The organism is Mycobacterium adipatum (assembly GCF_001644575.1).
GTDB classification, from domain to species: Bacteria; Actinomycetota; Actinomycetes; order Mycobacteriales; family Mycobacteriaceae; genus Mycobacterium; species Mycobacterium adipatum.
In genome coordinates, this window is sequence record NZ_CP015596.1 from 2,778,870 (window position 1) to 2,799,443 (window position 20,574).

Here is a 20,574-nt window from a genome sequence, read left to right on the forward strand (position 1 = left end):
CATGAGTTGTGGAGCGTCGGCCGCGATGGTGGCGGCCGACGCTCCATAATTCGTCAGGCGCTTCCGGTGTCGGCGTAGGAAACGTCGGCGGCCGTGACGTCGTCGATGCGGTACTCCCTGGCGGCGGCGATGGCCACCGAGGGGTCGATCTCGCCGTCGCGGGCCAGGGCTTCGAGCACCGCGACCACCACCGACTCGGCGTCGGTGTTGAAATAGCGGCGCGCCGCCGGGCGGGTGTCGGAGAATCCGAACCCGTCGGTGCCCAACGTGACGTAGGTGTTGGGCACCCACGGGCGGATCTGCTCGGGGACGGCGCGCATCCAGTCCGATACCGCCACCACCGGGCCGGCGGCGTCGGCGAGCACCTGGGTGACATAAGCCGTCGGCGCGGGTTTGTCGGGATGGCGCAGCACCTGCTTTTCCACCTCGACACCGTCGCGGTTGAGTTCACCCCAGCTGGTCACCGACCACACGTCGGCCGCCACGTCCCACTTCTCGGCCAGCATGTCGGCGGCCTTGACGGCTTCGGGCATGGACACGCCCGAGGCCAGGATCTGCGCGGTGCTGCTGCGCTTCTCGGGTGACCTGCGGAACCGGTACATCCCGCGCAGCACACCCTGGGGGTCGAAGTTCTCCGGCTCGGCGGGTTGGACGTAGGGCTCGTTGTAGATGGTGATGTAGAAGAACACGTTCTCCGGGTTGTCCCCGTACATCCGCTGCAGCCCGTTTTCCACGATGTGGGCGATCTCGTAGGCGTACGCCGGGTCGTAGGTGACCGCCGCCGGGTTGGTCGAGGCGAGCAACAGCGAATGCCCGTCGGCGTGCTGCAGACCCTCGCCGGTGAGCGTGGTACGCCCGGCGGTGGCGCCGAGCACGAACCCACGGGCCATCTGATCGGCCGCCGCCCAGAATCCGTCGCCGGTGCGCTGGAACCCGAACATCGAATAGAAGATGTAGATCGGGATCATCGGCTCGTTGTGGGTGGCGTAGGAGGTGGCCACCGCGGTGAACGACGCGGTCGAGCCGGCCTCGTTGATGCCCTCGTGCAGGATCTGGCCGACCTCGGATTCCTTGTAGGCCAACATCAGCTCGGAGTCCACGGCGGTATAGAGCTGGCCGTTGCGGTTGTAGATCTTCAGGCTCGGGAACCACGAGTCCATCCCGAACGTCCGGGCCTCGTCCGGGATGATCGGCACGATGCGTGGCCCGATGTTCTTGTCGCGCAACAGTTCCTTGAAGGTGCGCACGGTGGCCATGGTGGTGGCCACCGGCTGCTTGCCGGAACCCTTCTTGAGCGCCTTGTAGGTCTCGGTGCCCGGCAGTTTGAGCGCCTTGGACTTGGTGCGCCGCTCCGGCAGGAACCCGCCGAGGGTGCGTCGCCGGTCCAGCAGGTAACGGATCTCGGGAGCGTTGGGACCGGGGTGGTAGTACGGCGGCAGATACGGGTTCTCTTCGAGCTGCGCATCAGAAATCGGCACCCGGGTGACATCGCGGAAGGACTTGAGGTCTTCCAGGGCAAGCTTTTTCATCTGGTGCGTGGCATTGCGGCCCTCGAAGTGCTGGCCCAGCGTGTAACCCTTGATGGTCTTGGCCAGGATGATCGTCGGCTGGCCCTTGTGCTCCATCGCGGCGCGGTAGGCGGCATACACCTTGCGGTAGTCGTGCCCGCCGCGCTTGAGGTTCCAGATCTCTTTGTCGGTCATCGGATCGACGAGGGCCTTGGTACGCGGGTCGCGGCCGAAGAAGTGGTCGCGGACGTAGGCGCCGTCATTGGCCTTGTAGGTCTGGTAGTCACCGTCGGGGGTGGTGTTCATCAGGTTGACCAATGCGCCGTCGCGGTCGGCATGCAACAGTGCATCCCATTCGCGGCCCCACACGACCTTGATGACATTCCAGCCGGCGCCCCGGAAGAACGACTCGAGTTCCTGGATGATCTTGCCGTTGCCGCGCACCGGGCCGTCCAGGCGCTGCAGGTTGCAGTTCACCACAAAGGTCAGATTGTCCAGCGCCTCGTTGGCCGCCACCTGGATCAGGCCGCGGCTTTCGGGCTCGTCCATCTCACCGTCGCCGAGGAACGCCCACACGTGCTGATCGGAGGTGTCCTTGATGCCGCGGTCGGTCAGGTAGTGGTTGTAGCGGGCCTGATAGATGGCGTTCATCGGGCCCAGGCCCATCGACACCGTGGGGAATTCCCAGAAGCCGGGCATCAGGCGCGGATGCGGGTAGGACGGCAAGCCGCCACCGGAGTGCGAATGCTCCTGACGGAAACCATCCAGTTGGTCGGTGGAGAGGCGGCCCTCCAGGAAGGCCCGTGCGTAGATACCGGGGGAGGCGTGGCCCTGGATGAAGATCTGGTCGCCACCGCCGGGGTGGGACTTGCCGCGGAAGAAGTGGTTGAACCCCACCTCATAGAGCGAGGCCGAGGATGCGTACGTCGAAATGTGGCCGCCCACACCGACTCCCGGGCGCTGAGCGCGGTGCACCATGATGGCCGCGTTCCACCGGATCCAGGCGCGGTAACGTCGCTCGACGTCCTCGTCGCCGGGGAACCAGGGCTCCAGTTCGGTGGGGATGCTGTTGACGTAATCGGTGGAGGTGAGCGCGGGGATCGCGACGCGCTTCTCCCGGGACCGTTCCAGCAGGCGCAACATCAGGTAGCGCGCCCGGGCCGGGCCGGATCGCTCCAGCAGATCGTCGAACGATTCCAGCCATTCGCCGGTTTCGTCGGGGTCGATATCGGGCAGATAGGAGGCAACGCCCTCCCGGATCACACGAACCCGGTCGGGTTCGCCTGTGGTGCCAGAGTTTTGGGCCAGGTCTTGGCGCGCGAACTCGGTGGTCAACTACGGCTCCTCGGTTGAAAGGTGCTTGGTGTCGGATACTTGGTGCTTGTGGCACCCTCTATCGTCCCCCCATCCTGCCGCAGATCACCGGGCGGGGTTGCCTACTGCGATGATCTGCCCTTTGCGGCGGTGAACCGGTAAGTTTGGCGGCGATGCTGAACAGTTGGCGGGGCTCCGCAGCACCGCGGCGGATGCGCATCGCTGCGTTGGCAGCGGGTGCGCCTGCAACGCTCGCCCTCATCGTGGTGGGGTGCACGAGTGTTACCAGCGGTACCGCCACCCTGGACAAGGCCGACGCGCCGATCTACCAGGCGTCGGTGTCCGCATCGATCGCCGAGTCGGCGGCGAGTTCCAGCTCCAAGGAATCCGAACGCCAGGTGTCGATCACCAACCGCGCCGTCCGGACGTCGTGCGAGGCGATCAGCAACAGCAGCGCCGACGCGATCAGTGAGGTCAATGCCTACGTCGACGCGTACAACCAGAGCGCCGACGTGGCAGCCACCGCGGGTCCGGCGATCGACGCCCTCAACGGCAGTGCCGACCTGGTGGGCCAGAGCCTGTCCGACCCGCTGGGGCCCGAGCTGTCCGGTGCGCTGACGCGCTGGGTCGACGCCGCGCGGGCGGTGGCCTCGGCGATCGCCACGGACATCGGACCCGGTCCGTTCAACGACGCCATCAATGAATTGAACGATTCCCGGACGGTGGCGCTGGACCTGTGCGACGCGGCATATTGACGAACACGATCAAACTTGCCGCCGGTGAGCGGTTAGTACAGCACGACGTGCGACGATAGGGCTCCAGAAGTTCGGAGGCACATACGAAGCAGGATGAGGGAGGACAGAAGGTGGTCGCGGCGGGGAAGGATTCCGACCCGAATTACGCCCAGAAGCTGGGCATCGCCAAGGGGCAGGTCGTCCAGGAGCTGGGCTGGGACGAGGACACCGACGACGACATCCGGTTCGACATCGAGGATGCGTGCGGCGCTGAGCTCCTCGACGAAGACTCCGACGAGGTTGTCGACGTAGTGCTGTTGTGGTGGCGCGATGACGACGGTGACCTGGTGGACCGGCTGATGGACGCCATCACCCCGCTCGCCGATGACGGCGTGATCTGGGTGGTGACGCCGAAGACGGGCAAGCCCGGCCACGTGCAGCCGGCCGAGATCGCCGAGTCCGCGCCGACCGCGGGCTTGATGCAGACCTCGTCGGCGAATCTGGGGGACTGGATCGCCAGCCGATTGGTGCAGCCCAAGGCCAAGGCCGTCGCGAAAAGCCGATAGGCATGCTCGCTGTCGGCGACAGCGCGCCGGACTTCACGCTCAAGGACCAGCACGGCCGCGCCGTCACGCTGTCCGGACTCCGCGCCAAGAATGTCCTGCTGGTGTTCTTCCCGCTGGCATTCACCGGGGTGTGTCAGGGCGAGCTCGGGGAGATCCGCGACCAGCTGCCCGAGTACGAGAACGATGACACCGCGGTGCTCACCATTTCCGTCGGACCGCCGCCCACCCACAAGATCTGGGCCGCCGAGAACGGCTTCGCATTCCCGGTGCTCTCCGATTTCTGGCCGCACGGGGCGGTGGCGCAGTCCTACGGCGTGTTCAACGCCGACGCCGGCTACCCGAACCGGGGAACCTTCGCCATCGACCGCGGCGGCGTGATCCGGTTCGCGGAGATGATGCAACCCGGTGAACTGCGCGACCAGTCGGTCTGGCGCCACGCCCTGGAGGCGCTGCGGCGCCGGTGATCGAGGATTTCTCCGCAAGCGGGCACGGCGTGTAAGTTGCCTGCGACGGGGCGCGTAGCTCAGTGGTAGAGCTCTGGTTTTACACACCAGCGGTCGGCGGTTCGATACCGTCCGCGCCCACCATCAAAATCGCAGTTCAAGGCCTATTTGCCGGGCTGGGGACGGTTAGAGTCAACCCCCCGAGTGGCCAAGAAATGGTCAAGGGGGTCGGAAACCTAACCATCCGTGGCCGGGTTGTCTGCGGCGGCGTCGCTAGTCGCGGTATATCGATCTTCCTCACCCGACGCGTCGGCCTCCGCAATCATGTCCTCCCATGGCCAGCGCACCGTGGCGAAGCGGCGGTAGAGCAGAAGTTGGTGGTCGACGACCCGCACACGGCCCTCGGCGTACGACAGAACCAGCCCGCGCCCGTCGGAATCGACTTGCAGCCGTTCGATGTTCCCAAGTGCGGTCGTTAGGTTGCCCCTCTTGATCCGGTCCTCGCGGGCGTGGGCGACGGCGTAGATGTCTTGCTGCGGGATTCCAGCGATCAGCTTCTCGTCCGGCTCGTCGAGAACAGCGGCCATGGCGTGCGCGTAGATGCCGGTGGCGTTGTTCCGTCGGCGAATGCCGTTGGCCACGTTTTGCGCGAACTTTTGGTAGACGGTGTTCAACTCCTCGGCGTAGAACATCGCGGCGGCTTCGACGTGGCCGACGTCGGTTACCTGCTGCGATGTCAGCTTGCGCTCGTAGATCCCGGCGTGGTCCAGAGTGTCGATGGTGATGCGCTGCAAGATCCCGGCGTTGCCATAGCTGATGTCGACCAGCTTCTCGCGCACCTCGTGCGACATGTGGACGTTCAGGGCTGCGCAGCCACGGTCGAGAATCTTCCGAAGATCGGGGTCGGTCCAGATGACCGGCACCTCGCGTACGCGCCCCGTGAGGTCGGGGTTCAAATGGAGCAAGAGGTTGTTGTCACTCCAGACCCCGACCACGACGATATAGAGGCCGAGGTCCCACATCGACTTCATGTCGAAGCTGAACTTTTGACGCTCGGCCTGGTCGAGGTAGTGGAAGTCCTCGATGACCAGCCGTCGACCGGACTCCTTGATCAGCTCGCAGACGAAGTCGAGGTCGTTAATATTTTGGCGGAGCTTTTCGGTCGTGGTCTCGCTCGTCTTGGCGCCACTGAATCCGAGTTTCGCCTTCACCTTGCCGATGAGGTTGATGCCGAGTTCGGTCTCTGCCTCGACCGCGCCCTCCAGCGTGCTCGACTTCGTGGCGCTGGTCTCAAGCTTCACGCCAAGCTGACCGAGCGCTTCGCGGTAGATGTCGGTGACGGTCTTCTCGAGGCGGCATTGGATCTTGATGGGATCGTTCAGGATTCGCTGACGCAACCACGATTTACCGCTCTTTGATGCGCCGCGGATGGCGATGTGGTTGTCGCGTTCCAGGTACGACTCGATCTTGCTGTCGAGGTCGCCGCGGTCGACGTAAGAGTCCTTCAGGATCTCTGTCGACACACCAAACACCTCGGTGGACTTCTTAAACATGAACTCGACGATAGTGAACCCCTCCGACGACACGTCCACGCGACGCGGCCAAAGTGGTCAGTTGCCGTTCTCAATGGCCCGTGATCGGCCCATCAGGGCGTCGCCCGCCGAGGCCAGCGCGTCGTCGTAGACATGGCCGTACACCCGCAACGTGATGGCCGGATCATGGCCCAACCACTTGGCGGTGGCCAAGGGCGTGGTTCCGCCGTCGAGCAACATGGTGGCGGCGGTATGTCGGACGTCGTGAAGCCGGATCACTGGGACGCCCGCCGCCGCGCAGTGAGCGGCGAAAACCTTGGAGTAGGTCTCGGGCCGGATGGGGGAGCCGTCGGCGTTGACCGCCACCAGGTCGGTCTCGGGCCAGCCCGCGCCGAGGGCGAGGTGCTCCTCGGCTTGCCGAGTCTTGAATGCCCGCAGAGCGTTCAACAAGTCACGCGGCATTGGGAGCGTCCGCGCCGAGCGGGCGGACTTCGGCGCGCCAGTCACCGTGCCGCCGCTGACCACCACGCGGCCCTGAGCCACGGTGATCGTCCCGGCGTCGTGGTCAACGTCGGCCCACCGCAAACCCAGCACCTCCGACCGGCGCAACCCGGCCAGGGTCAAGAGCCAGCACGCCGCCAGCCTGTCGTCGGCCACATGGGCGCGGAACGCCGCCGCCTGTTCCGGTGTCCAGGTGGCCATCTCGGCGGTGGTCACCTTGGGCCGCTTGACCAGTCGGGCGACGTTGCGGGCGACGAGCCCCTGGGCCATGGCGTCATCGAGCGCCGAGGACAACACCACCAGCATCGTGACCACCGTGCGCGCGCTGGTACCACCGGCAACCTTGGGACGCTCGGGATCGGTGTCCCGCGCGGCGGCGTACCGTCCGCGCGCGGGCCGGGTCACTTCACCGGAGGCCATCAGGCGCGCCAGGGCTTTCTCTCCGGCGTTGCCGAACTCGGCGTACATCTCGCCGAAGCTGACTCCCTCAGGCCGGTCCCGCAGCCAGGCCAGCACCTCAGCCGACCGGCGACCGCGTTTGTCTCGCTGCGCCACCGACTGGCCTGCCATGCGCAGCGTCACCAGGGCGTCGAGGTCAATAGTCCGCAGGTGTTGCAGCGGGATCACACCGAGGTGGTCGATGACCGGCTTGAGGGAGTAGCGGTACCCAGTCAGCGTGCCCAGCCGGATATCGCGCCGGGCGTCCAGCCACTCGGTCAGGAACTCAGCCACGGTGGTCTTGTCACGCTTCACGAAGGTGCCCGCTGCCACCTCGGTGGAGACGCGTCGGTACTCCTTGCGGGCCTCGGCCAGCGTGGGGTAGGTGAACTGCTGCCGTAGACGGGTGCCATCAGGATTGATACCCAGATCGACGCGGAAGCGGTAGGACACCGCGCCGTTCTTGGCCACGTGCTTGGTGACCGGCTCGGCTCGGCGGGTGCGCTTGGCGGGCTGCGGTTCGCTGGTCATGGCTACTCGGTCTCCTGCGTGTCAGCGGTGGCGGTGCTCCAGTCGCGCCGAAGAAAACCGCGCTTCTTGGCCTGGGCGATCCAGCGGTCCAGAGTGGGGAGAGTCACCCCGAAGTAGTCGGCGGCGTAATCCCTTGGGGCCAGGCCAATCTCCCGTGCCCAACTGATCTGTGCGGCGACCTGGCGGTAGTGCTCATCGCCGAGGTTGCGGCGGCGCTTTCCTGGCTCTAGGTCGGGCCGGGCTGGGCCGGTCGGGTCATACACGTCACCGGCATCTGCGATGCCGTGCTCGGTCAAAGAGACGAACTTGGCGGCGGCCTTGGCTAGTCGGCGCACCGGGACGTTGCGCACAGCGGCGGGGTCAATCTCGCAAGTCCCGGTCTCGGCGCACACCATCCGCAGCTCGGTCAGGCGGGGCGTTCCGGCGCTGCGGTCGATGCGTACCTGATACCGGAAAGGGTGCCCATGCAGTGGGACTTGGATCAGGCCGTCGTCACTGCCGCGCTTACCACTCAGGCGTCGAATGTCATCGGCGAGAACGTCGCCCACGATGGGCGTGAAGGCGGGGTTATCACTCGTCACGAAAAGATGATAACCATAAAGATAGCAAAACGCCTAGACAACTATCACTAATCAAGTCAATGTGAAGACATGCCTGATTTAACCGACACCACAAAGACTTACCCGTCGCTGGAGCGCCTGCGCCAGGGGCCGCCCACCGTGAGCATTGAGACCTCCGCTGAATACCTTGGTGTGTCAAGGGCTTTCGCCTACTCGATGGCCAAGACGGGCCGACTGCCCGTGATCCACCTCAGCGCGAAGCGGAAACGGGTGCCCACCTCGAAGCTGCTCAAGATGCTGGAGGGGGAAACCGCCCAGGCCGCCGGGGGTGCCGCGTGAACCTCTATCGAACGAGTGCCTTCGAGGCGCGGCTGGAGGTGTACACGGTGATGCTGAACAGGTTGGCGCGCACTGTTTTTGGCCCCTGACAACAGCGATGCCGCACCAACTCCGCGCGTTTGGCTTCGGCGCGATGTGAGCCGGTGCGGCATCACCCCAACGACGACCCGCCGCCCAGGTGGGTCAACCCCTCTAGACCGACCAAAACCCAGAAGGAACATTGTGAATACTACCGCCAAGTCCGGCGACGAGGCCCGCCGATGAGCGGCGTCAACGGGGCTGACCCGTTCGCCGCTGTCGCTGACCCGGTGGGCTATTCGCCCGAACGCACGCTGGCTGAGGAGCCGGACCATCCTGACCCCGCCTCGGCGTTCCCGATTGAGATGGTGGTGCACAGCCTTGGCGCTGAACCCGGCGACGAGATCGCGGCGTACCTGACCGAGCCATCGCAATGGGAGCGCCTGCGAACCTGGGGGGCGCAGCAAGGGATCAGCATCGTCGCGCCCAACCCGGTCACCGAACGTGAGGGCACCCGATTCGAGGATCTGGGCGCGTTACCGGCAGGCGTGGCGGTGATGCTGAGCCCCGACCTGGACGGCACCAGCAAGGCCCAGGTTGCAGAGTTCATCGAGAACGCGGTGCTCTACGGCGACATCTCCGACCCTGAGGCCGAGCTGGCGCAGCGGGCCAAGGAGATCGACGCGCGCAAGCGTGAGCGGTCCGCCCAGCAGCAGCGGCTCAAGAAGGTCAGCGTCCCGCCTCACACGCCTTACAGCCTGGCCGAGATCGAGACCCGTTGCGGGCCTGAGGTGGCCGACCGCGCCCGTCGGATGATCGCGCAGCACAACACCGACACCTGGAACATGGGTCCGGCCGCCCGCAAGAAGCGCCGCGAGGAGCGCCCCTATCTGGTCAGCGCCGCCGATCTGGTCGGCCCGCTCGGGGTGGAGCCCGAGACCATCAAGGCGCTCACGGCGGCGACCGCCACCGACATCAGCGCCGCGTGGGCCGAACTGGCCGACGCGCGGACCCTGCACAAGTCGGGCGGCAATGCTGTCCAGAATCCGGTGAGCCGCCGCTGGCGCACCCTCAATGACCTCGACAACTTGCCGGGCGCTGACTGGCTGGTGAACCAGTTCTTGCCGGCCTCTTCACTGGTGCACCTGATCGGCATGTCTCAGTCCCTCAAGAGCTTCATCGCGCTCGATATGGCGCTGGCGTTGGCCAGCGGCACGCCGTTCGCCGGGTCGCCGAGGTTCGGGGTGAGCGAGCCGGTGCCCGTGCTGTACGTGGTCGGTGAGGGCGTGCGTGGCATCGCGAAGCGCGTGCGGGCGTGGTGCAAGCAGCGCGGCATCGACCGCCGTCAAGTGATGGCCAACTTGATCGTGCTGGAAGGCGCGGCGCAGCTCGGCTCCCAGCGCGACATGGATGACGTGACCGCCAAGGTGGTCGAGACCGGCGCGCAGCTGGTGGTGTTCGACACCCAGGCACGCTGCACCGTTGGGCTGGAGGAAAACTCGGCCACCGACCAAGGGCGCGCCGTGGCCCAGCTCGACACGCTCATGCGCCGGACGGGCGCGGCGGTGCTGGTGTTGCACCACACCACCAAGGCTGACCCCCGCAACGCGCGCGGATCGGTGGCGTGGCTGAACGCAGTCGACGTGCAGCTGATCGCGCTGCGAGACAGCCCCAAGGCCATGGAGGTCACCGTCGAGATCGGCAAGATGAAGGACGACGCCGTGAAGGGGCCGTACCAGCTCACGGCGGTCAAGGTCGAGCTACCCGGCGGCGACGATTCTCTGGTGATCGGGCCAGGCCCTGACCCGCACGCTGGCGAGGTCGACCCCGACCTGCCGATGGAGAAGTGGACGGGCAAGGGCAAGGCGTTCGTCAAGCCGATGTACGCGCTCGCCCAGGAGGCGTGCATCCCTGGTGAGGGTCTGACCCAGACGCGGCTGGCGGAGATGGCCAACGAGGTGACCGGCGAGGAGCGGACCCACTCGGGCATCACGCGCAAGGTGCGCCGGGTGTGCAGCAAGCACACCGCCACCGAGGCCGTAAAGCTGTTGGTAGAGCACAAGAAGCTGGTGGTCGCCAAGCGCGATCCCCTCGGCCATGTGTTCTATGAGCCCGTCGACTACCGGCCGTCTGACCCCGCCGCCATCAGCGCGTTGACCGGCCCGGCCCCGGCGGCCTGACAAGTCGACGGGCCGCGCCGTGTCAGCCGCCGCCCACACCGTCTCACCATCCTCGAAACTGGCTCTGAGCTGCGGAAACCCACCCCCCACCCACCTTGAGCGCGCGCCAGGGTGGGTGGGGGTAGCCCCTGATATCGAAAAACCGCTGGTCAGGGCGTTTCCCGCCGACCTCCGTCAGGGTGGGCCTGGGGTGGGTCCGGCCCCATCTCGGTGTGGTGGTGACCCACCCTGACCCAAGTCCCGACCCACCCCGCCTGAGCTGCGAAAACCCACCCAGACCCACCCGAAGACCCACCCTCAGCCCAACCCCACCCAAGTGTCGTCCCCCCCCTATGTAATAGGGGGACTTGGGGGTAGGGGACCCACAGCGAAGATGACCGCGCCGCCTGGCGCTGGGCCATGCAAGGAGCGGCGGCACCATCACTGGCGCGCCCGCTGGCTGGCTCAGCCGGGCAGGTGTGGGAGCGGCGGCACAGTCATTGGAGCCGAATCCTGTTGATTACCCGAGTAACTCGGTATTCTCGTTCTGCACCCTATGAAGACACAATGGGTACATGGCACCAACGATGAACCGGCAGGACTCCCGTGGCCGCGCTGAGGAGGCGTTCCGACTGCGGGCGGCGGGGCGCACCTGGGCCGAGATCAGCCGCACGCTCGGGTACAAGAGTCGGGGCGCGGCGGCCCTGGCCGTGAAACGCATGATGGACCGCAACCCGCCCGCCACCGCCGAGAACGCCCGCGCCACCGCTGACGAGAGCCTGCGCATCACTCAGTCGGTTCTGTTCGGTCGGCTGGCAGCGGCGACTCAGCGCGGCGACGACGAGACCCTCACCAAGGTGGCCAAGGAGATTCGCGCCACCGTGGCCGAGCGGTCCAAGCTGGCCGGGGCCTACGCGCCCGAGCGCCAGCAGGTGGACGTGAACGTGACCACCGACGCCACGGCCATCATCGACCGCATGGAATCCGAGCTGCTGGCCCTGGTGGCTCAGCGGCCTGCCCAGACCGCCCTGGGCGGCAACATCATCGACGCCGAGATCGAGGAGATCCGATGACCATCACCACCCCCGAAGACGCAATCAAGGCGGCGTCGTCCATCGCCCGTGACGTGGCCGACGGCAGGCTGACGCCCGCCGACATGGAGGCCCAACTCCAGACCGAGCTGCGCGCCCTGGTCGGTACCGTTGTTGGCGAAGGCGATCCGCTGTTCGACCTCCAGGTTGAGATCGCGCGCGGCGTGCTGGCCGTCGGCGGCATCCCTGTCGATGAGCTGGCCGAGTGGCTGGCGGTGGCCCGCCACCGGGCCGGCGAGCCCGTCAGCGTGCCCGAGCCCGACGATGCCCCGCCCGAGCCGGTTTCGTTGCCCACCGTGGCGCTCAGCCCCGAGTCTGTTGACGTTGAGGCCATCACCGAGACCCCCGCCGACGCTGAGCCCGCCCCGGTGGTCACGCCGCCGCGCCAGGCCGACGGGTATGACCCGCTGGCCGGGTGGCAGCCCGGCGGCGCGCGCCGACGCTGAGCAGACCGTCTCGAAACTTTAGCTTTGAGACACCTCCGCGCTACGCTGCTGGCACTGCCATCAACGGTGGTGGCGCGTCTCGAAAGTTGTCTCGTATTGAAATGATGTCGCACCGCTTTTTGAGATAGGCTCAGGCCATGACAACCGCCACAGCTGAGGCCACCGGCACCCTCCTCGGCTATGCCCGCGTGTCCACCGGCCACCAGTCCCTGGACGCCCAGGCTGACGCGCTCACAGCCGCCGGGGTGGAGCCGGCCAGGGTCTACTCGGACAAGCTCACCGGCACTTCCACCAAGGAGCAGCGGCCCGGCCTGGCCGCTGTTCTCGACTACGCCCGCGAGGGCGACACCATCATGGTGGTCGGCATAGATCGCCTGGGCCGCAACGCCGCCGAGGTGATGCTGACCATTCGCGACCTCGGCAAGCGCGGCATCGCGCTGCGGTCGCTGCGGGAGGGCATCGACACCACCAACGCCACCGGGCGCATGATCGCCGGGGTGCTGGCGTCACTGGCTGAGCTGGAGCTGGAGCTGGGCCGTGAGCGCCGGGCCGCCGCCAAGGCGTCACGCAAGGCCCGCGACCTTCCGATCGGTCGGCCCCGTTCACTGACCGCTGATCAGATCGCCTTGGCCGAGCGGATGCGCGCCAGCGGTGAGCCGGTGCCGGTGATCGCCGAAACCCTCGGCGTGAGCCGTGCGACGCTGTACCGGACCCTGGCCGAGAAGGAGACCGCACGATGACCCGCCAGAACTGGACCGAGGCCGACACTATCGCCGCTGATGACCTGTACCGGCGGCTCGGTGAGAAGCGGCTGGGTGCCACGCACCCCGAGGTTGTCGCGTTGGCCGAGCGGTTGGGCCGCGAACCGTCGGCGGTCGCGGCTCAGATCAACAACCTGCACAAGGCCCACAGGAACACTCACTGGCGTGCTAGCGAGATGGCCCGCAAGGCGGCCGAGCGATGATCCCGGCGACGCGCGCCTAACCCCCGCTACTCGCAATCGACGCCGCAATGAGCGTGGCCGCGATCAACGCCACAGTCGCCACGGCGAGCACCACGGTCGCCCACGCTGTCATGCGCGCTGCCCTGGCAGCTTCGCGCGCAAGGTCGACGTTCGCCTTCGTCAGTTCCGCCGCGTCGAGACTGGCGAGCTCATTTTGAAGGGATGCGGCCTTTCTGTGAGCATTCTCCAATGCCCACAGCTTCATCTCGCGATGCACGCGAAATCGCTCCACATCGGCCGAGGTGTGGGCGAGGGGCGTCCGAAGCACCTCGATGAGTTCACTGTCGGCCGACGCTAATTCCGCCGAAGTAATGAATTCATCGAGGACGGCAACCTCGAGAGACCTCTTGATCTGGTCGCGTGATGTGCGGTCGAAATGCGTCTGATTGACCGCCTCCCCGAACAGCTTGGCGCGTGTCTCACGAGCCGCCTTTACGACCTCGTCCGCAACCCGGCCGTCTTCCCACCAGTTCTCCATGGCGTGCAGTCAATCACTTTGCTCGCGCATGGCTGCGCGGCTCGCTTATCCTTCGGCTCGACATTTGGCAAGCGTGGAGGGCGTTCGCTGCCCGAGCACACCGCCTTCGACATGAACGCTCTCGTCGGCTCGGTGCTGGTTGAGCCGACCGCCCCGGCCGGTGAGGTGGTCGACGCCGCCGAGGCGGAAGCCGAGGCTGTCCTTGATGACGGTGTCGACGACGACGAATCAGACTACTGACCTCGGCCAGGGCTGGCGACCACGTCAGAACGGTCTCGACTGACACACCCGACACGCCCGGCGAACCCCGGTCACTGACGCTGGCCGGGATTCGCTGCGTCGCAGCTGGCCACTGGCGTTTGTTAGCCCTCCATTTCGGTATATAAAGATTATATCCAATTGCGCTGCAACATATTTCATCGTCGCAGCGACGCACCGCCGCGTCTACGGTGGTGTTCATGACAGGCGTTCTCACCACCGACCCGGCAGCGCGTTCGGCGGCCAGTTGGTCGGCCACGCTGGCGTCCCTCAAAAGTCGCGGCGTACCCGATGATGACCCCCGCGTCATCGCCGCGCGAGAGGGCTTGGCCTACCACCGGGTACACCGGGCGGTGACCGCCGAGTCTGGCCACCTGAGCGCCGTTGGTGTCGATCGGCTTGTCGCCCAGCTCCGACAGGGGTTCTCGGCATGACCATTCGAGCCAAGAACCGCACCTACGCCGCGCTGGCCCGCCGAGCTGGTGTGCCCGAACCGACGTATAACCAGACCGAGCAGCGCGACCGGCGGCGTCAGGGCTTCACCGGGCTCCTAGGCGGCGGCTGGTCACTCAGCGCGGAGGTCGCCGCGATCTGCTCGCCTCTGGCCAATCGTTGCGCCGAGCGGGGCGCACCACGCGCGTTCGTGCGATACGTCGAAGACGTTGCCGACGCGGTAGCCGAACTCATCTTCGTGGCTACCGGCCTGCTCGCTGAGGCCGATGCGCAGCGCCGGACACGGCATCTTCCGCTCCAGGAGCGGGAGCGCGCCCGCATCGCAATTCGTGCACTCACTCCGCGTCCGCAGCTCCCCGAGATCGCCAGTGACGATGTCGGTTCTGGCACTTGGGCTACCGCGCTGGCGACCCTGGCTGAGCCCTACAGCGCCGATCTGGCCCGACTGCTGGGCAACGCCGCGTCCAGCGCCGTGTCGGACCGCCTTCTGCGCGCCCTGGCTGAGGTTGACCACGCCGCCCGCGCGCTGGAACGCCGACTCGACCGCGACGACCGGCCCCGGTCGACCCGGTCATCCCAGACCCCCATCAGCGAGGCCGACCGCGCCCGCGCCGAACTCGAATCGCTAGGAGTGTCCCTGTGACCGCCCCGACTTCCCTCCCCGACTTCCTGGTCACCGAACACTCCGCACCGCTGGCGGTGCCGTTCACGCCGCCGCCGGTCAATCCCGCGCCCGGCGGCCTGAACGCGGCGGTCCAGTGGCTGCCAGAGTCCGGCCCCACGCGCTGGCTCGGCAGCGGCGTGCAGGTTCGTCCAGCGGGCAATTATGGCGGCGCTCAGTCCTCCGGGGTGTGGAACGCGCCATGGTGCGCCAGCCTCGATGACCTCACCCCTGAGGACCGCAAGGTCGGGCTCCGGCCCGAGGTGGCCGAGCCGTTCGAGGCCATGACCGTCTGGGCCGCCGACGAGTGCGATCTCACCGAGCCCAGCCGCGCCGAGGTCGAGGCCCGCGCCGCTCAGGTGTTCCGGCTTGAAGAACACGCCGCGCTGGAACGCCATTTCGCCGCCCGGCTGCTGACTGACGCCGGTGACCCCGCCGAGGCCGACAACATCATCGACGCGGTGAGCCAACTGGAGAACATGCTGGCGCGCACCGGCACCGTGGGGTTCATCCACGCCTCTACGGGGTGGGCAGCCCTGGCGGCTCAGGCCAACCTGCTGATCCGCACCGGCACCGGGTACACCACGCCGCTGGGTCATCGGTGGGTGCTCGGCGGTGGCTACATCGACGGTCTGACCTCCACGCTAGTAGCCACCAGCCAGCCCTACGGGTGGCGCAGTGAACTCCAGCTCCGCACCGCGATTGACGAGCGCGCCAACAGCTTCATCGCCATCGCCGAAAGGTCAGTCGTCGTCGGCTACGAACGCTTCATCGGCGCGGTGGAGATCGGCTGATGGGCACCTGTCAGAGCTGCGGCGGCCCGTGCCTCACCTACAAGGGCTCGGTCTGGCAGTGGACGTGCCAGACGTGCGTCCGCCTGGCGATGGACGCCCGCGCGGCCCGCGCCGACGCCAAGGACCAGCAGAACCGCGAGCGCCTGGTACACAGCCTCAAGACTCACTCCTCTGGTCGAACAACGCCGAAGGGCGGTGGCTCCGATAGCTATGTGCCGCACCGCCCTTCGGCGTTCGCTCCGAACCCGTGATGACCGCTGATAACCGGCCCCGAGAGGACCAATCATGACCGACCTGTTTCCTGCCGAGCTGGTGGCCACCGTGGCCAGCGCAGCCGTGAAAGCCACCCTGGCGGCGTCGGGTGGCGGCCTCAAGACGCCGAAGACGCCCACCCCGTCCCGGCCCGTCAGGCCGAGCTTGGCACCGGCGCGACCGGTCAGGCCTACCCATCAGACGCGGGCCACCGCCGAGGGTGCCCGCCGGGACCGCCTGGCCGTTGCGGTACACGAAGCTGGGCACGCCGTGGGGGGCGTTGTCCTCGGCGCTGAGCTGCGGTCGGCGGTGCTCCCGCCCGAGGGCGTGGAGCTGCGGGGCGGGCTCAAGGGCCAGACGTTCTTCAATGACCAGGCCGCCCACCACGATCCCCAGGTCGCCTACGCCGGGCCATGGGCCGAAGCGAAGTTCCACGCTGGTGGTCGCCGCCCGACTCAGCGGCAGTTCTACGCCGTCATGGACAGTCACGGCTGCCACGACCGGCGCGTGCTCACCGCCGCCGGAGGCACCCACGAGGGCTCGGGTGTGGTGCCGATTCTGCACCGCTGCTGGCCCGCTGTGCTCACCGTGGCCCGCACGCTCCACCACGTCGGCGAGATCCACCAGGAGGACGTACTGAGCGCCCTCGGCGTCACCGACGGCGGCGGGCCGTTCAGCGTCCAGCTCGCCAGCCTCCGCAGTGGCGGGCATTCCGTCCCGCCGTTCAACCCGAAGACGCGCCAGCCCGCCTGATTGTTCGGCCACCACAACCACCCACCAAAGGCACGGACACCTCACCCCAACGACCGAGGAGCCCAACGACCGTGACCGCCCCGACCATCACCCCCGAAGCCGCCCAGTTCCATGACCTCTGGTGCGGCGATTATTGCCCCACCTGCAACCCCGCCGGGGAGCACGCCGACCGTTGCGCCCGCCAGTGCTCCCTCACCGAGCCCGACGCCGTCACCTGGGGCGGCGGTGTCCGATTGCTCTGCGAGTACGTGTGTGACCGCTGTGGCCATCAGTGGCGGCGGGCCGACCTGTGGACCCCTGAGAACCTGGGCTTCGTGCCCCAGAGGAGCGCCGCGTGACCACTGTGAAGACACTGACCACCGCGCGTGCCTTCGGCGCTGCCCGAGGGCGTCGGCGTCCAGAATCGCCGGCCGAAATGGCCCGCCGGTTGATTCCCGGCTATGTGGTCACCCCCGCCATTCAGATGCTCTCTGATGAGCTGGTGCGCGCCGTCGAGACGCCCGACTCCAGGCTGATCGTGACGATGCCGCCCAGGACCGGAAAGAGCGTGCTGACCTCACAGGTGTTCCCGGTGTGGCAACTGTCCCGCGACCCCGACGCCGAGATCATCGTGAAGTCTTACGGTGATCAGCTCGCCGAGGAGCACAGCGCCGCAGCCCGCCGACTGATCGCGGAGAACCCCGAGGTGGTCGGCATCGAGCTGGCACAGGACAAGCAGGCAGTGGGTCGCTGGCGAGTGGCTGGCCACCGGGGCGGCATGCTGGCGGGCGGAATCCTGTCCAGCACTACGGGCTTCGGTGCAACCGTGCTCGTAGTCGATGACCCGATCCGAGGCGCAGCGGACGCTGACTCAGACGCCTACCGGCGGCGTCTCGCATCAGCCATGAACGCGGACCTCCTGACCCGGCTCATGCCCAACGGATCGGCCACCGTGGTCACTACCCGCTGGCACGCCGAGGACATCGCGGGCAGGCTGCTTAACGCGCCCGGTAGCCGCTGGCGGTGCGTCAACATCCCCGCCATCAGCACCGCCGGGGTGCCCGACGCCCTTATGCGCGAACGAACCGGCGTGGCCATGACCAGCGCGGTGGGCCGCACCGCCGCTCAGTTCCGCGAGATCGAAGCCGAGGTCGGTTCCCGCGCCTGGGCGGCAATGTATCTCGGCGCGCCCAGCACTCCCACCGGCGGCCTGATCAAGACGGCGTGGCTGGAGGATTGGCGGTTGCCGGCAGCGCCGCCGGGTGCCGTCAAGATCGTGGTTGGGGTGGACCCTGCTGACTCCGGGCAGGGCGACGAAACCGGCATTGTTGCAGCCAGCCTGGGCGCCGACGGCGTCATCGCGTTCATTGCGGATGTCAGCGGCCACATGACCAGCGACCAGTGGAGCCGCCGCGCAGTCGAGCTCGCCCGAGATGTCGGGGCCAGCGAGATCGCCATAGAAGCGTTCAGCGCCCGTACCACCTACACCAGGTTGGTCACTGAGGCGTTGCCGAAGTACACCCTCAATAGCCCAGTGCGCGTGACGGGTTGGCCCCCGAAGGGAACCGACAGGGGCAAGGGTGACGCCGTGGCGCGGGCCACCGGCCTGCTGGCCGCGCTCGAAACCGGCCGGGCCAGGGTGGCCGGGTACCTTCCCGAGTTCGAGGCCCAGGCGGTGACCTGGGAGGCCGGTCAGCACCAGCCCGACCGCGTGGCGGCAGCAGTGGTGGCCTACGACGTGCTGGCGCACTCCATCGGCCAAGGGATGACCATCGTCAGCCCGCTCGACACCGCCCGCCGAGCACGCGACGCGGGCCATCGCCCACCGGCGTGGATGACCCGCAGGGTAGGTGGCCGGTGAGCTACCGGGCCGCCCCGACCGTCTGCGCCAGCGCCCCCTCTGGCGGTCGGCTGGCTCAGCGGGGCAGGGCCATGCTCAGGACCGAGATGACCACGACGGGCGAAACCACCGGCTGCCCCTGCGGTGGGTGCTCGCCACCTCCTCCGCTCACGGACCTGGAGGTCCAGGCCGCGCTACACCACGTCTCGAATCAGCACGCGGTGGCGTTCGCCCAGGGGCAGGTCACGCTGGTGAGCTACTACGGGTGCCCCGAATGTGGGAGTTGGGTGCCGACGTTCACTGAGGCGTAGCGCCGCGGGAATGTCGGAGGCCGGTCGTACAGTTCGGCCTATGGCCCCGCAACCCACTCCGCAAACCATCATCGAGGGCTTCATTCTGCGCACCCGCCGCGTGATGGCACACTCGCTGATCCGCGAGCAGGCGGCGTTGATGACGAAGCTCAATTCCGGCGAGATCACCATCATGGTCACGGTCAACACCAAGACCGGTGAGGAGAGTCATCGGCGCAAAGCCGAGTACCCACCCGAGGAGGCGCTGGAGTCGCTCGCGAGCCGTGTGCGTCCGATGATCCTGAGTGGTGAACCGATCTACTACGAGAACGCCCTGAACGCGCTGGAGCAGTTGGTCGGTGCCGACGCTCTGAACGACGAGATCGACTTGGACTGGTGGAAGGGCTACTGGCGTCACGCCATTGACGGAAACCTGGGCGCGCAGGCGTACTGGGTCGCCACGCCCAGCGGAACGGTCACCGACCGGAAACTGATGTACGCCTGGCTCTACGGCGATGTGATCCACGCGAAGTCACCCCGGTCCGCGGTAATCCGCGACCTCGATATTGACCAGAGGTACTACGCCGCCGCCCCGGGCATCGCTCGCATCTGCGACCGGGTGATCTACACGAGCATCATGCTCAAGGGGCTGGTCGACAGGGGCCTGTTGACCGTGGCTCAAGACGTGCTGGATGAACCTGTGGTGGTCACCAAGACCACCGTTGACGAAGAGGTGATGGTCCGCGTCTCGGACGTTGGGGTGCCCATCCCTAGCGACCTCACCACCGTCGGTCCCGATGCCCTCGACCCCGAGGTCTGGCGGACACCTCACCAGGACATCGCCGCTCTCAGGGCTGATAACGCCGATCCGCCGACGGCCTAACCCCTCCTGGTTGTCGGTGGCCCTTGGCATACTCCCGGCCATGACCGAGGACACATGGCACAACCGCGACCTGCCGGTACTGAGAGCGGCGGTGGACATCTACGAGCGGACTGGGCGCACCATGAAGCCGCGCCAGATCGAGCAGGAGTGTGGTTTCGATACCGAGACCGTCCAGCGCGCGCTCCGGATGCTCAACCGAGAGCCCTACTTCGAGAAGGTCAGCGGAGCGTTCGGTGGCCCCATCCTGCTCGTGGGGGCACCGACGGCCGATGCCTTTCGGGTGGCAGGGAAGTGGCCGACGCCTCAGAACCAGCTTGAGCGCATGGTCGCCGCCCTTGAGGTCGCCGCCAACGAGGATGGCCGTCCCGAGGAGGAGCGCGGTCGGATCCGGCAGGCTATCTTGACGTTGCGCGGGGCCGCGTACCAGGTCGCCATCGGCGCGCTTGGCGGCGCTGGCGGCAACATGCTGACCGGCTAGCGGGAGGCCTCTCAACATGGCGACCCAACCTGTCGAACACCTGGTCGACCCAACCCCCCGCGTGGCCAAGAAGTGGCCAAGACGCGCCTAAACGGGCCGACACAAAGCTAGACGGGTTAGACAAAACAGCCTGGCAGCGTGGCATTTTCGCAGACGCAACGTCACGACGAGATACGCACTAGACATACCGTCACAGATTTACACACCAGTGGTCGGCGGTTCGATACCGTCCGCGCCCACCATCACCATTGCCTGTCAGGCACGCGTTTCGG

The 20,574-nt window shown here is 67.0% G+C and carries 24 protein-coding genes and 1 tRNA gene; 20 read left to right on the forward strand and 5 right to left on the reverse strand.

Annotated elements, in window-relative coordinates:
- Positions 1 to 53 precede the first annotated feature (53 nt).
- The gene (aceE, locus tag A7U43_RS13160) at positions 54 to 2,843 is read right to left on the reverse strand and encodes a pyruvate dehydrogenase (acetyl-transferring), homodimeric type (protein WP_067995780.1); all 2,790 of its coding nucleotides are present in this window, start codon (positions 2,841 to 2,843) and stop codon (positions 54 to 56) included.
- Positions 2,844 to 3,034: 191 nt separating this feature from the next.
- Between aceE and A7U43_RS13165 the strand changes: the two genes are divergently transcribed.
- The 4 genes from A7U43_RS13165 (at position 3,035) to A7U43_RS13180 (ending at position 4,709) form a co-directional block, all read left to right on the forward strand.
- Positions 3,035 to 3,577 carry a hypothetical protein gene (locus A7U43_RS13165; protein WP_197500005.1) on the forward strand — a complete coding sequence of 181 codons (543 nt, stop codon included), beginning with the start codon at positions 3,035 to 3,037 and terminating at the stop codon, positions 3,575 to 3,577.
- 110 nt (positions 3,578 to 3,687) lie between these two features.
- On the forward strand, positions 3,688 to 4,122 hold the full coding sequence (locus A7U43_RS13170) for a DUF3052 domain-containing protein (RefSeq protein WP_067995786.1): 435 nt from the start codon (positions 3,688 to 3,690) through the stop codon (positions 4,120 to 4,122).
- A gap of 2 nt (positions 4,123 to 4,124) precedes the next feature.
- Positions 4,125 to 4,586, forward strand: a complete 462-nt coding sequence (locus tag A7U43_RS13175) for a peroxiredoxin (RefSeq protein WP_067995789.1) — start codon at positions 4,125 to 4,127, stop codon at positions 4,584 to 4,586.
- Positions 4,587 to 4,634: 48 nt separating this feature from the next.
- Positions 4,635 to 4,709: transfer RNA gene (locus A7U43_RS13180), tRNA-Val, on the forward strand.
- A gap of 92 nt (positions 4,710 to 4,801) precedes the next feature.
- On the opposite strand, the gene A7U43_RS13185 is transcribed toward A7U43_RS13180, so the two are convergent.
- Genes A7U43_RS13185 through A7U43_RS13195 form a run of 3 tightly spaced genes read right to left on the reverse strand, consistent with a single transcriptional unit; the run spans position 4,802 to position 8,148 of the window.
- Positions 4,802 to 6,118: a hypothetical protein gene (locus A7U43_RS13185; protein ID WP_068002614.1), complete on the reverse strand. Its 1,317-nt coding sequence runs from the start codon at positions 6,116 to 6,118 to the stop codon at positions 4,802 to 4,804.
- Positions 6,119 to 6,175: 57 nt separating this feature from the next.
- Positions 6,176 to 7,567 carry a tyrosine-type recombinase/integrase gene (locus A7U43_RS13190; protein WP_067995790.1) on the reverse strand — a complete coding sequence of 464 codons (1,392 nt, stop codon included), beginning with the start codon at positions 7,565 to 7,567 and terminating at the stop codon, positions 6,176 to 6,178.
- A 2-nt stretch (positions 7,568 to 7,569) separates the two neighbouring features.
- Entirely contained in the window at positions 7,570 to 8,148 is a 579-nt protein-coding gene (locus tag A7U43_RS13195; RefSeq protein ID WP_067995794.1) for a hypothetical protein, read from the reverse strand.
- A 69-nt stretch (positions 8,149 to 8,217) separates the two neighbouring features.
- Here A7U43_RS13195 and A7U43_RS13200 point away from each other — a divergent pair, with 69 nt between their 5' ends.
- The 6 genes from A7U43_RS13200 to A7U43_RS13225 all read left to right on the forward strand — a co-directional run bounded on the left by A7U43_RS13200 (position 8,218) and on the right by A7U43_RS13225 (position 13,144).
- Positions 8,218 to 8,466 carry a helix-turn-helix domain-containing protein gene (locus tag A7U43_RS13200; protein WP_067995796.1) on the forward strand — a complete coding sequence of 83 codons (249 nt, stop codon included), beginning with the start codon at positions 8,218 to 8,220 and terminating at the stop codon, positions 8,464 to 8,466.
- Positions 8,467 to 8,726: 260 nt separating this feature from the next.
- Positions 8,727 to 10,664 carry an AAA family ATPase gene (locus A7U43_RS13205; RefSeq protein ID WP_067995799.1) on the forward strand — a complete coding sequence of 646 codons (1,938 nt, stop codon included), beginning with the start codon at positions 8,727 to 8,729 and terminating at the stop codon, positions 10,662 to 10,664.
- Between the two features lie 554 nt (positions 10,665 to 11,218).
- Complete coding sequence (locus A7U43_RS13210) at positions 11,219 to 11,716, forward strand: hypothetical protein (protein ID WP_067995800.1); 498 nt, start codon at positions 11,219 to 11,221, stop codon at positions 11,714 to 11,716.
- Positions 11,713 to 12,180, forward strand: coding sequence for a flagellar hook-length control protein (locus A7U43_RS13215; protein ID WP_067995802.1), 468 nt, complete (start codon positions 11,713 to 11,715; stop codon positions 12,178 to 12,180). Before A7U43_RS13210 ends, A7U43_RS13215 begins: the two co-directional genes overlap by 4 nt.
- Positions 12,181 to 12,317: 137 nt before the next feature.
- Positions 12,318 to 12,920, forward strand: a complete 603-nt coding sequence (locus A7U43_RS13220) for a recombinase family protein (RefSeq protein WP_067995804.1) — start codon at positions 12,318 to 12,320, stop codon at positions 12,918 to 12,920.
- On the forward strand, positions 12,917 to 13,144 hold the full coding sequence (locus A7U43_RS13225; protein WP_067995805.1) for a hypothetical protein: 228 nt from the start codon (positions 12,917 to 12,919) through the stop codon (positions 13,142 to 13,144). Before A7U43_RS13220 ends, A7U43_RS13225 begins: the two co-directional genes overlap by 4 nt.
- Before the next feature lie 16 nt (positions 13,145 to 13,160).
- On the opposite strand, the gene A7U43_RS13230 is transcribed toward A7U43_RS13225, so the two are convergent.
- Positions 13,161 to 13,661: a hypothetical protein gene (locus A7U43_RS13230; RefSeq protein WP_067995808.1), complete on the reverse strand. Its 501-nt coding sequence runs from the start codon at positions 13,659 to 13,661 to the stop codon at positions 13,161 to 13,163.
- A 3-nt stretch (positions 13,662 to 13,664) separates the two neighbouring features.
- Here A7U43_RS13230 and A7U43_RS29675 point away from each other — a divergent pair, with 3 nt between their 5' ends.
- From A7U43_RS29675 to A7U43_RS13280, 10 genes are all read left to right on the forward strand, one after another.
- On the forward strand, positions 13,665 to 13,901 hold the full coding sequence (locus A7U43_RS29675) for a hypothetical protein (RefSeq protein ID WP_156525905.1): 237 nt from the start codon (positions 13,665 to 13,667) through the stop codon (positions 13,899 to 13,901).
- Between the two features lie 218 nt (positions 13,902 to 14,119).
- A complete protein-coding gene (locus tag A7U43_RS13235; RefSeq protein WP_068002617.1) occupies positions 14,120 to 14,353 on the forward strand; it encodes a hypothetical protein in 234 nt (77 codons plus the stop codon).
- Positions 14,350 to 15,015, forward strand: coding sequence for a hypothetical protein (locus tag A7U43_RS13240; protein ID WP_067995811.1), 666 nt, complete (start codon positions 14,350 to 14,352; stop codon positions 15,013 to 15,015). Before A7U43_RS13235 ends, A7U43_RS13240 begins: the two co-directional genes overlap by 4 nt.
- Positions 15,012 to 15,827, forward strand: coding sequence for a hypothetical protein (locus A7U43_RS13245; RefSeq protein WP_082902126.1), 816 nt, complete (start codon positions 15,012 to 15,014; stop codon positions 15,825 to 15,827). Before A7U43_RS13240 ends, A7U43_RS13245 begins: the two co-directional genes overlap by 4 nt.
- 285 nt (positions 15,828 to 16,112) lie before the next feature.
- Positions 16,113 to 16,832 (forward strand): hypothetical protein, encoded by a 720-nt coding sequence (locus tag A7U43_RS13255; protein WP_067995815.1) that lies wholly within the window; start codon positions 16,113 to 16,115, stop codon positions 16,830 to 16,832.
- 71 nt (positions 16,833 to 16,903) lie between these two features.
- Positions 16,904 to 17,170: a hypothetical protein gene (locus A7U43_RS13260; protein ID WP_067995821.1), complete on the forward strand. Its 267-nt coding sequence runs from the start codon at positions 16,904 to 16,906 to the stop codon at positions 17,168 to 17,170.
- Positions 17,167 to 18,672, forward strand: coding sequence for a terminase large subunit domain-containing protein (locus tag A7U43_RS13265; RefSeq protein ID WP_067995823.1), 1,506 nt, complete (start codon positions 17,167 to 17,169; stop codon positions 18,670 to 18,672). Before A7U43_RS13260 ends, A7U43_RS13265 begins: the two co-directional genes overlap by 4 nt.
- A gap of 86 nt (positions 18,673 to 18,758) precedes the next feature.
- Positions 18,759 to 18,962: a hypothetical protein gene (locus A7U43_RS13270; RefSeq protein ID WP_231963584.1), complete on the forward strand. Its 204-nt coding sequence runs from the start codon at positions 18,759 to 18,761 to the stop codon at positions 18,960 to 18,962.
- Between the two features lie 40 nt (positions 18,963 to 19,002).
- Positions 19,003 to 19,824: a hypothetical protein gene (locus A7U43_RS13275; RefSeq protein WP_082902127.1), complete on the forward strand. Its 822-nt coding sequence runs from the start codon at positions 19,003 to 19,005 to the stop codon at positions 19,822 to 19,824.
- Positions 19,825 to 19,864: 40 nt separating this feature from the next.
- A complete protein-coding gene (locus tag A7U43_RS13280) occupies positions 19,865 to 20,302 on the forward strand; it encodes a hypothetical protein (RefSeq protein WP_068002625.1) in 438 nt (145 codons plus the stop codon).
- Positions 20,303 to 20,574 lie beyond the last annotated feature (272 nt).

Coding starts and splice junctions, on each gene's coding strand:
- A7U43_RS13165 (WP_197500005.1), top strand. CDS start 3,035: ATGCGCATCGCTGCGTTGGCAGCGGGTGCGCCTGCAACGCTCGCCCTC.
- A7U43_RS13175 (WP_067995789.1), top strand. CDS start 4,125: ATGCTCGCTGTCGGCGACAGCGCGCCGGACTTCACGCTCAAGGACCAG.
- A7U43_RS13185 (WP_068002614.1), bottom strand. CDS start 6,118: ATGTTTAAGAAGTCCACCGAGGTGTTTGGTGTGTCGACAGAGATCCTG.
- A7U43_RS13190 (WP_067995790.1), bottom strand. CDS start 7,567: ATGACCAGCGAACCGCAGCCCGCCAAGCGCACCCGCCGAGCCGAGCCG.
- A7U43_RS13200 (WP_067995796.1), top strand. CDS start 8,218: ATGCCTGATTTAACCGACACCACAAAGACTTACCCGTCGCTGGAGCGC.
- A7U43_RS13205 (WP_067995799.1), top strand. CDS start 8,727: ATGAGCGGCGTCAACGGGGCTGACCCGTTCGCCGCTGTCGCTGACCCG.
- A7U43_RS13210 (WP_067995800.1), top strand. CDS start 11,219: ATGGCACCAACGATGAACCGGCAGGACTCCCGTGGCCGCGCTGAGGAG.
- A7U43_RS13215 (WP_067995802.1), top strand. CDS start 11,713: ATGACCATCACCACCCCCGAAGACGCAATCAAGGCGGCGTCGTCCATC.
- A7U43_RS13220 (WP_067995804.1), top strand. CDS start 12,318: ATGACAACCGCCACAGCTGAGGCCACCGGCACCCTCCTCGGCTATGCC.
- A7U43_RS13225 (WP_067995805.1), top strand. CDS start 12,917: ATGACCCGCCAGAACTGGACCGAGGCCGACACTATCGCCGCTGATGAC.
- A7U43_RS13230 (WP_067995808.1), bottom strand. CDS start 13,661: ATGGAGAACTGGTGGGAAGACGGCCGGGTTGCGGACGAGGTCGTAAAG.
- A7U43_RS13235 (WP_068002617.1), top strand. CDS start 14,120: ATGACAGGCGTTCTCACCACCGACCCGGCAGCGCGTTCGGCGGCCAGT.
- A7U43_RS13240 (WP_067995811.1), top strand. CDS start 14,350: ATGACCATTCGAGCCAAGAACCGCACCTACGCCGCGCTGGCCCGCCGA.
- A7U43_RS13255 (WP_067995815.1), top strand. CDS start 16,113: ATGACCGACCTGTTTCCTGCCGAGCTGGTGGCCACCGTGGCCAGCGCA.
- A7U43_RS13270 (WP_231963584.1), top strand. CDS start 18,759: ATGACCACGACGGGCGAAACCACCGGCTGCCCCTGCGGTGGGTGCTCG.
- A7U43_RS13275 (WP_082902127.1), top strand. CDS start 19,003: ATGGCCCCGCAACCCACTCCGCAAACCATCATCGAGGGCTTCATTCTG.
- A7U43_RS13280 (WP_068002625.1), top strand. CDS start 19,865: ATGACCGAGGACACATGGCACAACCGCGACCTGCCGGTACTGAGAGCG.